General features: G+C 69.3%; 6 protein-coding genes. 2 read left to right on the forward strand and 4 right to left on the reverse strand.

The window, feature by feature from the left end; genetic code table 11:
- Nucleotides 1–67: 67 nt before the first annotated feature.
- Genes recD through recC form a run of 3 tightly spaced genes read right to left on the reverse strand, consistent with a single transcriptional unit; the run spans nt 68 to nt 10,217 of the window.
- Nucleotides 68–2,335: an exodeoxyribonuclease V subunit alpha gene (gene recD, locus IEJ03_RS03125; RefSeq protein ID WP_192036265.1), complete on the reverse strand. Its 2,268-nt coding sequence runs from the start codon at nt 2,333–2,335 to the stop codon at nt 68–70.
- Nucleotides 2,332–6,507: an exodeoxyribonuclease V subunit beta gene (gene recB, locus IEJ03_RS03130; RefSeq protein ID WP_242458033.1), complete on the reverse strand. Its 4,176-nt coding sequence runs from the start codon at nt 6,505–6,507 to the stop codon at nt 2,332–2,334. The genes recD and recB overlap by 4 nt, the downstream gene beginning before the upstream one ends.
- Nucleotides 6,504–10,217 carry an exodeoxyribonuclease V subunit gamma gene (gene recC, locus IEJ03_RS03135; protein WP_192036266.1) on the reverse strand — a complete coding sequence of 1,238 codons (3,714 nt, stop codon included), beginning with the start codon at nt 10,215–10,217 and terminating at the stop codon, nt 6,504–6,506. Before recC ends, recB begins: the two co-directional genes overlap by 4 nt.
- Nucleotides 10,218–10,543: 326 nt before the next feature.
- Here recC and IEJ03_RS03140 point away from each other — a divergent pair, with 326 nt between their 5' ends.
- Nucleotides 10,544–10,978: a hypothetical protein gene (locus tag IEJ03_RS03140; protein WP_192036267.1), complete on the forward strand. Its 435-nt coding sequence runs from the start codon at nt 10,544–10,546 to the stop codon at nt 10,976–10,978.
- A 135-nt stretch (nt 10,979–11,113) separates the two neighbouring features.
- On the opposite strand, the gene IEJ03_RS03145 is transcribed toward IEJ03_RS03140, so the two are convergent.
- A complete protein-coding gene (locus IEJ03_RS03145) occupies nt 11,114–11,725 on the reverse strand; it encodes a methylated-DNA--[protein]-cysteine S-methyltransferase (protein WP_192036268.1) in 612 nt (203 codons plus the stop codon).
- Between the two features lie 215 nt (nt 11,726–11,940).
- Here IEJ03_RS03145 and IEJ03_RS03150 point away from each other — a divergent pair, with 215 nt between their 5' ends.
- Complete coding sequence (locus IEJ03_RS03150) at nt 11,941–13,461, forward strand: protein adenylyltransferase SelO (RefSeq protein WP_192036269.1); 1,521 nt, start codon at nt 11,941–11,943, stop codon at nt 13,459–13,461.
- Nucleotides 13,462–13,637 lie beyond the last annotated feature (176 nt).

The following is a 13,637-nucleotide window of genomic DNA, read 5'->3' on the forward strand; positions in this document are numbered from 1 at the left end:
GAGAGTGAGGGTGGAGGTTTATGGTAACCAGGGTAGTGAGCGTTAGGTGCAAGATTCCGGCTGGTGATCATGCCTTCCCGGGCGCTCCCAACCCACTCACACGCATGACTCTTCTCTGGCTCGCATCCATCAGCTGCCCGCGGCCGGTTTCCACCAGCGTCAGCCAGTGGCGGGCGCGGGTGATGCCGGTGTAGACCAACTCCCGAGTGAGGATGGGGTTCGGTGCGTCGGGCAGCACCAGGGCGGCGTGGGTGAACTCCGAGCCCTGGGACTTGTGCACCGTCATTGCGAACACCGTCTCCACCGATTGCAGGCGGCTGGGCAGCACCCACTTGATGCGACCGGTGCCGTCGCCGGCGGGGAAGGCCACCCGCAGCAGGCGGCGGCTGCCGTCGCCAAGCGCATTGTTCGGGCGCTGTGAAGAGAGTGAAGCGTCCGGGCGAGGCATATCGAGCGTAATGCCGATATCGCCGTTCATCAGCCCCAGGCCGTAGTCGTTCTTGGTGACGAGCACCGGGCGGCCTGGGTACCAGTGCTGGCGGCCGTCCTGGCTGTCGATCAGCTTCTCTCGCTCCAGCGCCTGGCGCACCCGCTCGTTCAGGCCTTCCACGCCCCAAGGGCCACGGCGCAGCGCGCACAGCAGCTGGAAGTCGCCGTGCGCTTCTAGAACAGCGCGGGCCCAGCCATCGAACGCGGCCTGATCCGCGTCGTCCGCCGGGCGCCGCTCGGCCATCACGCTCAGGAAGTGGCGATAGCCCACCGGCGGCGCTTCGGCGTTGTTTGCTGCGGGAAAGCGCTCGGGACAGCCAGTCACGGCCAGGCGGGCCAGGCCGCGCTCGTCGTCGGCGGAAAGCCTCAAATGCGAGAGGTCCGCGAAGCCGTGGTTGAGTGCATCACCGATGGCGCAGCGCTTGGCGACGGGCTCGGCTTCCAGATTGATCGCCGCGGCGAGCTGGCCGATGCCGCTGTCGGCGGTAAAGCGGTGGCTGACGCGCAACATGGCGATGGCCTGGTCGAGGGGTTGGCCGTCGGCATCCAGCGTCTCCGTGGGCAGAGGCTGGCCGGTGGCATCAGTCAGCCACTCAGCGGTGGCCTGAGTGTAGTGGCCGCCCTCGGCCCGGGCACACAGGTCGCCGAGCACCGAACCGGCCTCCACCGAGGCGAGCTGATCCTTGTCACCCAGCAGCACCAGCCGCGCCCGGGGAGGCAGCGCCTCGAGCATCGCGGCCATCATGCCCACGTCCACCATCGAGGCCTCGTCCACCACCAGCACGTCAAGCGGCAGCGGGTTGTGGCGGTCGTGGCGGAAGCGGCGGGTGTCGGGCCGGGAGCCCAGCAGCCGGTGCAGCGTCGAGACCTCCTTGGGAATCACGTCGCGCAGCCGCTCGGGATCGTCGGCCAGGCCGTCGAGGTCGAGCTTCGCCACCTGGCCGGCGATGGATTCGTTGAGCCGGGAGGCGGCCTTGCCGGTGGGGGCGGCCAGGCGAATGCGCAGGGTCTGCTTTCCTTCCTCCTCGCCTTCCTCTTGGCCTTCACCGAGCGCCAGCGCCTGGAGCAGGGCGAGCAGGCGCACCACGGTGGTGGTCTTGCCGGTGCCGGGGCCGCCGGTGATCACTGCGAAGCGCGAGCGGCCGGCCAGGGCGCAGGCGGCCTTCTGCCAGTCGAGCCGACGGTCGACATCCTCACGGGGCGGGAAGAGGACATCCAGGATCGGGCGCAGGCGGGCCGCGTCCGGGGCGTCATCTGCGCTCTTGTCATCCGGGCTCTTGTTATCCGGGCTTTGATCGACGGTGAGCCGCTCATTGATCCGGGTGTGAATATCCTGCTCGTGCTGCCAGTAGCGGCGCAGGTAGAGCCGGGGGCGCTCGGCACTGCCGGCGAGCACCAGCGGAGTATTGCCGGGGCCGGTGGCGATAATCTCGGGCTGGTCGAGGGAGGCGCGCCAGGCGTCCAGGTCCAGCGCGACCATCACCCGGCTGGGCAGCGGCGGCGGGTCCTCCAGGCTGTCACCCTCCGGCGGCAGCGAGAGCGCCAGGTCCGGGGTGGAGAGCGTCTGGGCCAGGTCCAAGCACACATGGCCGCGACCGAGCTGGTGGCTGGCGAGCGCGGCGGCCAGCAGCAGCAGGGGAGAGGCCTCACTCACCTCATTTTCCTTGCTCGCCTCACGATGCAGGAAGACGGCGAAGGCGCGGTCCAGCGAGCGCAGCCAGCCGCGTGCCACCCAGCGATCGAGCAGGGCGAACAGCGCCTGGGCGTCATCCAGCGCATTTTCGGGCGCTTGAATCAGCGCCGCTTCCGGGGCGGCGTCGGTATCAAAGGAAATCGGCGTCGTCATGCGGCGGCCTCCTGGGCGGCGCGAAACAGGGCATCGAGGGCGAGGATCAGCTCGCTCGGCGGGCGTTCGGCATGCACCCCGCGGGAGGGCGCGCGCGTGCCGCGCAGGAAGACGTAGAGCGCGCCGCCCAGGTGTCGCTCGATGTCGTAGTCCGGTAGCCGGGCCTCGAGCAGCCGGTGCAGGGCCAGCAGGTAGAGGCAGTACTGCACGTCATAGCGCTTCTCGAGCACGGCATCCGCCATCGCCGCTTCGGTGTAGGCGGCATCGTCCGCGCCCAGGTGGTTGGACTTCCAATCGAGCACGTAGAAGCGCCCCTCGTGCTCCACCACCAGGTCTATGAACCCCTTGAGCATGCCGTTCAGGGTGTCGGGCTCGAGCGCCGGTCGCGGCTGCCCGCCGAGTGTGTGAGCGCTTACGAGGGCGTCAAGCCGACGGGTGTTCACCTTGTGGGCGGCGAACCAGAACTCCAGCTCGACCCGGTAGTGGTGCAAGGGATTCAGGGCATCCAGGCGCAGCGGTGCGGCATCAACAGGCACCGGCAGCGGCGTGGTTAGAAGCTCCGGCAGCCACTGCTCGAGTGCTGAGATCTGGCCTTCCCAGCCGCGGCGGTTGGCGCGCCGGGCCAGGGTGTCGGCACGCAGTTCGGCGTCCTCGGCGACTCGGCCGAAGCCTTCCTCGCCGGCCCATTCCAGCAGGCCGTGCAGGAAGGTGCCGGCAGACGGGCCGCGGGGGAAACGGTGAAGCGAGCCCTCGCTCACCGTGGCCGCGCCGGCATCGAAGGGCTCGTGGATCACCTCCATGGCGGTGGCTTCGTCGGCGGTGGTGGGCTCGGGGGACGGCTCGGCCTCGACGGCCGATTCCTCTTCGTTCGGTGTGGCGCCGGTGCGCAGCGCCGAGTAGCTGGCGATCCACCAGTGCTCGCGAATCGCCCGGGTGGGCGTGCGGGCCTCACCGAGCGGGGTGTCGTCGCTGATGAGCTCTACGGGCGTGGTATCGGCCTCGGGGGCGTCCAGCACCGCCACGGTCTTATCGCTATCGTTCAGATTACCGCTATCGCTACCGGGCTGATCGCCATTGCCGTTCGCCAGCGCCTCGAGGGCCGGGCGCAGGTTGTCGGGTGTCAGTGCCTCGCCCCCGGCGATCAGGTGACCGATGGCGCTGCGCTCAATGGCTTCCAGCGGCGCCAGGCCGAGCCAGGTGGCGTGGCGGGCGCGGGTCAAGGCAACGTAGAGCTTGCGCAGATCCTCCCCCAGGCGCTCGTGGTCGGCGCGGGCAAGCGTCGCCTCGTCGGCGCTTAGGGTCAGGTGCAGGTTCCCGTCGTCGTCGTGCCAGCGCAGCGGCAAATCGCCCTGCTTCACGGGGCGGAAGGCGGCGATGAAGGGCAGGAACACCAGCGGGTACTCCAGGCCCTTGGACTTGTGGATGGTCACCACCTGCACCAGGTCGGCGTCGCTCTCCAGGCGCAGGCGGTGGGTGTCAGACTGCGCCTGGGGATGCGCGCGGGACTCGGCGAGGAAGCGCAACAGGGCGTGCTCGCCGTCGATCTCGGCGCTGGCCTCCTGCAGGAGCTCGCCGAGATGCAGCAGGTCGGTGAGCCGTCGCTCGCCCTCGGGCACCGCCAGCAGCCGGCCGGGCACTTCAAAGTCGGCCAGCAGCCGATGCAGCATGGGCAGCACGCCGCGGCGCTGCCACTGGCGGTGGTAGTCGCGGAACTGCATCACCCGCGCCTCCCAGGCCAGCTCGTCCTGCTGGGGGCCGCCGTTCAGGGCGTCGAGCTCGGCGAGGCCGAGCCCCAGGCTCGGCGTGGCCAGTGCGGCGCGCAGGCAGCGCTCATCGTCCGGCGCGGCGCAGGCAGCAAGCCACACCTCCAGCTCGGCGGCGGCCTCGGTCTCGAACACGCCCTCCTTGTCGGAGAGGTAGACGCTGCGGATGCCGCGAGCCAGCAGGGCGCTTCGTATGGCGCGAGCCTCGCCGCCGTTGTTGACCAGCACGGCAAGGTCTGACGGCGCCAGCGGTCTTAATTCTCCATTCTGCTCGAAACCCGTCTGCCCGGCCTGGCCCTCGCGCAGGAGGCTGGCCATCTCGGTGGCGCAGCGCGCGGCCAGCTCCTTGAGGTAGGCGCCCTTGGCGAGCGTCTCGTCGGCGGGCAGGTGCCAGAGGGTCAGCGCCGGCGGTGTCGTGCCGTGGCGGACGAGGGCATCTTTACGGCCATTCGCGTCCACAGCATTAAAGGGAACGGGATTGTCGTCCCCGCGGCGGAACAGGAAGGCGCCGGAATCGCTCTGCTCGGCGTGGGCGAACACCCGGTTGACCGCCTCGACCATGGGCACGGCGGAGCGGAAGTTGGTGCCCAGCGTGACGTGGCGGCCGGCAGTGTCGCGCCGGGCCTGGAGGTAGGTGTGGATGTCGGCGCCGCGAAAGGCGTAGATCGCCTGCTTGGGGTCGCCGATCAGCAGCACGCCGCTTTTTTCAGCGCCCGGAGCCGCGCTCTTTTCAGCGCCCGAAGCCGCGCTCTTTCCAGCGTTCGACGCCGCGCTCTTTCCAGCGTTCGACGCCGCGCTTTCGTCATCCTGATTCGGCCCCTCGCCGAGGCGATAGACCCTCGAGAACAGCCGGTACTGCACCGGGTCGGTGTCCTGGAACTCGTCGACCAGCGCCACCGGGAACTGCGCGCGGATACGTGCGGCCAGGGTCTCGCCGGCCTCGCCCGCGAAGGCGGCGTCCAGCCGGTGCAGCAGGTCGTCGGGGCCGAGCTCGGCGCGGCGGCGTTGCACGGTCTCGCGGCGCGCGGCCATCCAGTGCACGGCGTGGGCGAGCAGGTCGGCGAAGGGGTCGGGCAGCTCGGCGAGCCGCTCGGGTAGTTCTTCCAGGGCCTCTAGCGCCGGCAGGTTCGGCGCGATATCTTTTTCCCAAGAGTCAGCCTTCCAGATCTCGGCGATGCCCTCGGGCGTCAGGCGCTTCCAGGCGGCGGGAGTGAGTGCCGGCTTGGCAAGCTCGGGGTCATTGGCCCATTCGCGCAGGGCGGTGAGCCAGTTGGCGCGGCTCTTGGCGTTGAGCTTCTGGCCGTTGAACGCCTTGCGCTTGGCGGCGGCCTCGAGCAGTTCCTCCAGCTCATCGAGCCAGGCCGGCCAGGGCGCCTTGAGCGCGGCCAGCGCCGCGGCACGCTGCTCGCGGTAGTTGGAAAGCGCCTCGAACGGCGGCGGGGCCACGGGCAGGGCGCTCGCGTGGGTGCGCAGCCGGGCGGCGGTGTCGTTCAGGTCGTCCGGCGTGGTCCAGTAGCGGGCGATGATCGCCAGCGCCTCGGGGTCGAGGTCGTAGTAGAAGCTGCGCCAGTAGTCCCGGGCGATCTCCAGGTCCATCTCCGACTGGTCCAGCGACATCTCCAGGGCGAACAGGCTGCCGCTGTCGAAGGCGTGCTCGCGCAGCATGCGGTGGCACCAGGAGTGGATGGTGGAGACCGCGGCCTCGTCCATCCACTCGGCGGCCAGCCGCAGCCGGCGGGCGCAGGTCGGCCAGCTCTCGCGGGGGTAGCTGTCGCGCAGCGCGATCAGCGGATCGCTGCTGGACGATACCTCTTCTTCAGGCTGTGAGTTATCCAACGCCGGTTCTGAAAAGAGATCGCCGGTTTCGTTCGGGGTCGGCTCGGGGTCAGATCGTCGCGGAGGCGCTGTGCATCCCTCCCTGGACGCTACATTCGACACCCCTGTCGAATGACCTCCGCTTTGACCTGCCCCCGGCGCCCCTTCGTGGTTATCGCTGCTTGCCACGGAGTCGAGGGCCAACCTTGATTCGGGCGCGTCGTCGGGCGCCTCCGTCGCGGCTTCGGGCGGCGTAGAAAGCGAAAAGGCCTCGGCGGCCTCGACCAGGCGGGCGCGGATGCGGTCACGCAGCTCTTGGGTGGCGGCGTTGGTAAAGGTGACCACCAGGATCTCCGGCGGCGTCAGCGGCCGCGGGAAGCTGGCTGTGTCTTCCTCGTGCTCTTCGTTCCCGAAGACTCTGGGTCCGAGCACCAGCCGCAGGTAAAGCAGGGCGATGGTGAAGGTCTTGCCGGTGCCGGCGCTGGCCTCGATCAGCCGGCTGCCGGTGAGCGGTAGGGCCACCGGGTCGAGGCGCGGCGTCTCGGCCACCTGCATGGTGTCCGCAGTGTTTCGAGCGGATTCGGGCGAGTTCATGAGCTGCGGCCTCCCTGGCCCTTGCCTCCGGTCTTCTTGCTTTTTACTTCATCGTGCAGTGGGGCGTAGAGCGTCGCGGTCAGCTCGGTGAAGCGCCGGCCGGCGGCCTGGTGGCGAACGAGGCTCTCGAGGTCGCGCCACTGGCGGGCGAGGTAGGGGTCGCGGCCCAGCTCGCCGTGGTCGCCGTTGAAGCCGCTGCCATGGAAGGCGGTGACGGCGGCCTTCCAGGCCTTGAGGTCGGCCTCCTCTGCTTTCGCCTCACCGCCGAAGACGCGAGCCAGGGCGCCGTCGTCGCCGCCCTTCTCGTGCCAGGCGAAGGCGGTGTCTCGCGCCAGTGGCAGCGGCGTGGTCATGCCGAGGCGCCAGGCGCGGGCGATGGCCTCCAGGTGGGCGCGGGCGGTGGCTTCATCCAGCGGCGCCAGGGTGCCGCCGCCGGCCCGTGAGAGCAGCACCGTGGTCATGGGGCCGATGGCGAGCTGACCGGCGAGATGGCTGACCCAAGGGCCGAGCCAGTGCTTCCAGTTGTACTTACCCTTGTTGACCAGGCTGCTGGTCATCAGCACCAGCCGGCAGCGCTCGCCCTCTGCGTTCTCGCGCAGGCCGTCCAGCCAGTCCTCGATGTGTAGCGGTTCACTCGACAGCGGGCTCTGGTCGGTGGCGAGCGTCAGCGACACGGCGGCCGGGGTCTCCCAGGCGTGGGGCCAGGCCTCGAGCTGGTCGGCGTAGTCGCTAAGCAGGCCGTCCAGCGGCTCGACCAAGTTATCGCGCATCAGCTCGGCGAAGCCGCCCATGGCGAGGCGCCCCTCGCGCTCCAGGCGCTCCAGGGTGTCGTGGATCGCGGGCGTCGGCGCCGCGCCCTCATCCACGGCGCGGCGCCCGGCCTCGATCAGCGCCTGCTGGAGCTGCCAGTGATCGAGGCCGTTCAGGGCGAAGGGCTCGTGGTCGGGGCTCTCCAGCGCCTCGCGCTCGAGATAGACGCCGAGCCGGGTGGTGAAGAAGGCCTTCACCGGCTCCTTGAGGAAGCCGGAGAGGCGCGAAAGCGTGAGGGCGGTATCGAGTTCGATCGGCGGCAGTTCGCCTTCGCTCGCGACCCCTTGTGCCGTTGGCTGGCCGGCGTGCACCGCCCGCCACTCCCGGGCGTAGGTAAACAGGCGCGGGTCTTCCGAGAAACCGTCTACCGTGCCCGACCCCGCACGGCTCTCTACCGTGCCCGACCCCGCACGGAAGTACTTTCTGCTGAACGGCTGCAGCGGATGCTCGGTGGTCAGGGCGTCGAGCAGTGCCTGGTCGTCATCTTCTTTTCCTTCCAGGCGCCAGCCGGCGGCCAGGTGGTCGCGAAGCTGGCCGAGCAGCACCGAGGGCGGCCGGGGCTCGTTGTCGTGGATGCTGCGGCCGACCCAGCTGATCATCAGGCTGTCCCGGGCCGAGAGCATCGCCTCGAGGAACAGGTAGCGGTCGTCCTCGCGGCGCGAGCGGTCGCCGGGGCGGTAGTCGTGGCCCATCAGGTCGATGTCCAGCGGGCGCTGGGTGCGCGGGTAGTCGCCGTCGTTCATGCCCAGCAAACAGACGTGGCGGAACGGGATGGCTCGCATCGGCATTAGGGTGGCGATGTTCACCGCGCCTGCCAGGAAGCGTTGGGAGAGGTTGGCCTCGTCGAGCTGGCCGAGCCAGTGCTCGCGCACCACCGAGAGCGGCAGGGCTTCAAGAAGGCCGGCGTCCTCGCTGGTCTCCTGCCACTCCTCCAGCAACTCGTCGAGGCGGCTCAGGGTGGCGAGGTCCGCCTCGTCCTCGGCTGAGAAGCACTCCCCGAGCAGTTCGCGCAGGCGGCGGCACCAGGTGGGTACGTCGGCGGGCTCCGAGAGCGCCCGCCACTGGGCCTCGAGGGTGTCGAGCAGGTCCATCAGCGGGCCGGCCAGCGCCGCCTCCAGGCCGCCGATATCGCCATAGGGCTCGATGTCGTGCCAGGGGCCCTCGGCGCCTTCGTTCTCTGTACTGTGACCCACGGCGTAGCCCAGCAGCAGCCGGCGCAGGCCGAAGGCCCAGGTGTTGGCGGTGAGCCCGCCTGGCAGGTCGAGCCGGGCGCGCTGCTCGGCGTCCAGCCCCCAGCGGATGCCGGCACCCTCGATCCAGCGGCGCAGCACCGGCAGGGCATCCAGGTCCAGCCCGAAGCGGGTGCGAAGGGCGGGAACCTCCAAGAGGTCCAACAGATCGCTCACCGTGAGCCGCGCCTCCGGCAGGTGCAGCAGGGCCTCCAGCGCTACCAGCAGCGGCTGGCGGTGACGGCTGGTCTGGTCGGAGAGCGTGAAGGGGATGTGGCGCGGGTCGTCCGGCGGCAGCCGGCCGAACACCGCCTGCACGGCGGCGGCGTAGGTGTCGATGTCCGGCACCATCACCAGCACGTCCCGCGGGCGCAGCGTCGGGTCGGCGTCGAAGGCGGCCAGCAGCTGGTCGTGGAGGATCTCCACTTCGCGCAGGGCGCTGTGAGCGACGTGGAAGCGCAGGCTGCGGTCGCGGGTCGGGTCTACGGCCGGCCAGGCGTCGCGAGTCTCCTGGGGCGGGCGCAGCTCGAGCACGTCGTCCTGCAGCTGTTGCAGCAAACCGGGGGCCTCGCCGTCGGCGGGCGAGTCGAACAGGTCGATGCGCATCGCCTCGGCGTCGAACAGCGACCGGTAGGCGTCCTGGTCGTCGAACTCGTCGAGCAGGCGCAGGTAGTCGCGGCCTTGCTTGCCCCAGGCGGCCAGCAGCGGCTGGGCGTGGAGGTGCAGCTGGGTGTCGTCGAGCTCGAGCGGCATGCCGGGGCGGTGGCGCTGGCGCCTTCGCGCGGCCCGCAGGAGATCCTTGTGCTCGATGATGTCCGCCCAGTAGTGGCGGCAGGGATTGTGCACGCAGAGCAGCACCTGGGTGACCCTGGATACCGCGGCCAGCGCCTCGAGGGTCTGGCGGGGCAGCGAGGAGATGCCGAACACCACCACCCGGCGTGGCAGGCCTTTAGGACGCGTCTCCTTGTTCAGGGCGTCGGGCGTCAGCTCGCGGCAGGCCTCGAGGAAGCGGGTGTGCACCCAGGCACGGCTGGTGGCGAGGCCGGCCTCCCCGATGTCATCACGAAGCCGCCGCCACAGCGCCGGCTGCCAGCGCTGGTCCTCGGCGAGCGGTTTGGCCTGGCCGCGGGCGTCGATCAGCACGTCGCGGCCCTCGGCCCAGGCGGCCAGCCAGTCGGCGCGATAGACCTGGTACTGGTCGAACAGATCGGCCAGGCGCTCGGCGAGCTGGTGGCGCTTGCGCAGGTCCTCGTCGTCGGCCAGGAAGCGCGCCAGGGGCGCGAAGGTGGCGTCATCCAGCAGTTCCGGTAGCAGGCGCATCAGTCGCCAGACGAGGCGCGGCTTGTCCAAGGGCGAGGCCGGCGGCACGGCGTCCTCGCCTTCACTTTGCGAAAGAACCGCGCGATAGGCCTGCCACAGGTAGCGCGCCGGCAGGGTGACGTCCATCGCCGCGGCGATGCCGGCGCCCTCGGGCGGGTCGGCGGCCAGCGCCAGCTTCAGCCACTGGCTGATGCCGTTGCTCTGCACCAGGATCACCTCGTCTTCGAGTGGCCCCAGTGGGTGGGTTCGCAGCCACTCCACCGCCAGGTCGCGCAGTGCCTCCAGGCGGTTGCCATGAATCACCATGAAGCCGGGAGTGAGCTCGGTTCCCTGGGAGAGACTGAGGGGCATGGCGATTCCTTCGCGTGATCGGGCAGAAGGGCCATGGTGCCGCAAATCGCCTTGGACTTGCATCCTTAGGAACCTGGAACCCGTCCCTGAGGCACCTCAGGCGCTGTTGTCGACGGGCTTCGGAGATTCGCCTGATTTTGCGGGCCGTCGCATTGACGCCGCCCGTTTCCCCGCCTAGGACATCGGTATCGCCTGGCGTTGCGGGGGCAGGATCGCGGCGGGTTGGTCAGCGATGGTCAGGCGCGTCCCGGCGAGCAGGCTGCATCGGCCCGGCCCGGATAAGCAAGAAAAGTAAAGAAAAGGAAAAAAAAAGAAAGGAGGACATCATGAAGACGACAGCGAGACACTGGTTACTGGGGGTTTGCCTGATCGGCGGCGCCGGCACGGCATCGGCCGCTGACCTGACCGGCGTCTATTGCGATGCCCAGGGGAACGACACCCTGATCGTCGATGATCAGGGGGACAGCGTCCGCTTCGAACTCAGCTCCTGGCAGGGTGGTGGGCATCACTGTGGCACCGGTCGGCAGACAGCGGTGCGCCGCGGTGATCATTTCGAGGTGACGGACGGTGCCTGTACCCTGACGCTGGCCGGCGACGACGCCTTCATCCTGCTCGAGGCATCCCCGTCCGATGGCTGCACGCGCCAGTATTGCGGCGCCCGGGCCAGCCTCACCAGCCTGCGCCTGCCGCTGTCGAGTCGCACCCCCTTGCCGATGGCCTTCGAGGACATCTCGCTGATGGAAACGCTGCTCTGTCAGTAGCTGCTCTGCCAGTCGGCAGCGATGCCCCGTTCCCGTCTAAGTCAGACAGCCTGATGGCCACACGATCGCCACCGTGGCGGGTGGTCGTTTGAAGGGCTTCTTCCAAGTCTAAGGGCTTATTCCAGCTCGAAGGGCTCATTCCAGTTCGAAGGGGATCTCGCCGGCCTCATGGGCGAGCAGCCATTGCTTGCGGCCGATGCCGCCGGCATAGCCGGTGAGGCGCCCGTCGCTGCCGATCACCCGGTGGCAGGGCACCACGATGGCTAGCGGATTCTTGCCATTGGCAGCGCCCACCGCGCGCTGGCCGCCGCGGCAGTGAAGCTGCTCGGCGATCTCGGCGTAGCAGCGGGTCTCGCCGAAGGGAATGGTGGCAAGCGCCTGCCAGACTCGCTGCTGGAAGTCGGTGCCACGGGGCGCCAGGGGCAGGTCGAAGGTCTGGCGCAGGCCGTCGAAGTATTCCTCGAGCTGGGCGCGGGCGCGGTCGGTCAGCGCGTTGGGACGGGGCGACTCGTCTGCCTCCCCTTCGGTGACGAAGACGATCTCGGTGAGGCCCGCGTCGCTGGCGCGCAGACGAATCAGGCCCAGGGCGTCGGTTTCCGGCGGCCGGTAATAGTCGAGGGCCTGATCGTCGAGCAGATCGGCCCGGGATTCACCGACATGATCGACGGGCCGATTCTCGCGATAGTCATCCAGAAGGGCATCCGGTTGATCAAAGAGGGAGCGGGAGACAGCGGGGGCAGAGGACATGGTGGTGGCTCCTGAGGCGGTCGTGCCTTAGCCGCGCGGAGGCAGATGCAGAGGAAGGCGCAGGGCGAGGCACGGGAAACGGCACTACCGAGACCATAGCGGAAATCGGCGTCCCTTGCTGACAGACATTCTGCTCCTGGTGGGCGGCGGCGGGGAATGTTGGCCGCGCGAACCTGTCCCTGTAGGGTAGGCGAGCCCGTTATTGAGGAGGCGTCATGTTCCCGAGCTTTTCCCTTCGCTATGCGCAGCTGCCCGCGCGCATGAGTGCCGAGTGTGACCCGACGCCGGTGGCGGCTCCGCGCCTGGTCGCCTTCAATCATGCCCTCGCAGGCGAGCTCGGTTTCGATGCGGCCGCCTTCGATGCCGGCGAGGCCGCCGAGGCGCTGTCCGGCAATGCACCACCCGCCGGGTCGGCACCGCTGGCGATGGCCTACGCCGGCCACCAGTTCGGCAACTTCGTGCCGAGGCTCGGCGATGGCCGGGCGCTGCTGCTTGGCGAGGTCATCGACCGCGGGGGGCAGCTGCGCGAACTGCAGCTCAAGGGTGCCGGGCGCACGCCCTTCTCCCGAGGCGGCGACGGCCGTGCGCCGCTGGGCCCGGTGCTGCGCGAGTACCTGGTCAGCGAGGCCATGCATGCGCTGGGGATTCCCACCACCCGGGCGCTGGCGGCGGTGACCACCGGCGAGCGCGTGCTGCGCCGCCTGCCCGAGCCTGGCGCGGTGCTGACTCGGGTGGCGGGAAGCCATCTGCGAGTGGGCACCTTCCAGTACTTCGCCGCCCGCCGCGACGTGGAGGCGATCCAGCTGCTGGCCGACATGGCCATCGAGCGCCACTATCCGCACCTTGAGCCGCTGAGCGGCGGCGGGCGCTACCTGGCCCTGCTCGAGGCGGTGATCGCGCGCCAGGCCGAACTGGTGGCGCGCTGGATGGGCGTGGGTTTCATCCATGGGGTGATGAACACCGACAACACGACGATCTCCGGCGAGACCCTGGATTACGGCCCCTGCGCCTTCATGGACGTCTTCGAGCCGCGCACCGTGTTCAGCTCCATCGACGAGCGGGGCCGCTACGCCTTCTCCAACCAGCCCCACAGCGCCCAGTGGAACCTGGCACGCTTCGCCGAGACGCTGCTGTCGCTGCTCGATGACGATCATGAGCGAGCCGTTGCGCTGGCTACCGACGCCATCGAGGCCTTCCCCGAGCACTTCGAGGCCAGCTGGGGGGCGGTCAAGCGCGCCAAGCTGGGGCTCAGTAAGGCCGAGGAGGGCGACGAGGCCCTGGCTCAGGAGCTGCTGGACGCCATGCAGGCCGGCCATGCCGACTACACCCTGACCTTCCGCCGCTTGGCCGACGTGCTGGATGTACGGGAAGGTGAGAGCGATGGGCGTGAGGGGCCTGTAAGTGACAGCGGTGAGGCGCGGCTCGTTGAGCTCTTCGACAGCCCCGAGGCCATTACCGCCTGGTTGTCCCGCTGGCGCGATCGCCTGGCCCGGGAGGATGCCGACGCCGAGGCCATCGCCGCGCGCCTGCGCGCCACCAACCCGGCGGTGATCCCCCGCAACCACCTCGTCGAGCAGGCCCTGACGGCTGCCATCGAGCACGACGATTTCGGCCCCTTCGAGGCGCTGCTGGCCGTGGTCACCCGACCGTTCGAGGCACCGGACGAGGGCGAGGTCGATTACACCCGGCCGCCCGAGGCCAACGAGCGGGTGCTACGCACCTTCTGCGGCACCTGAGGCGCGTCGCCTCTCATGAGGCGAGCAACAGAAAAGCCGCGCTGGCTCTAAGCCTGCGCGGCTTTTTTCGATTCGTACTGAGGTAGAACGGTGCCGGACACTATTCTGTAAACCGTGCCGGTGAACCGTGCGGCGGTTATCCGTCGTCGCGATCAGTGAAGCACCCTGCGGGCGCC

Origin of the sequence: Halomonas sp. YLGW01 (genome assembly GCF_014840935.1) — a bacterium.
GTDB lineage: Bacteria > Pseudomonadota > Gammaproteobacteria > Pseudomonadales > Halomonadaceae > Onishia.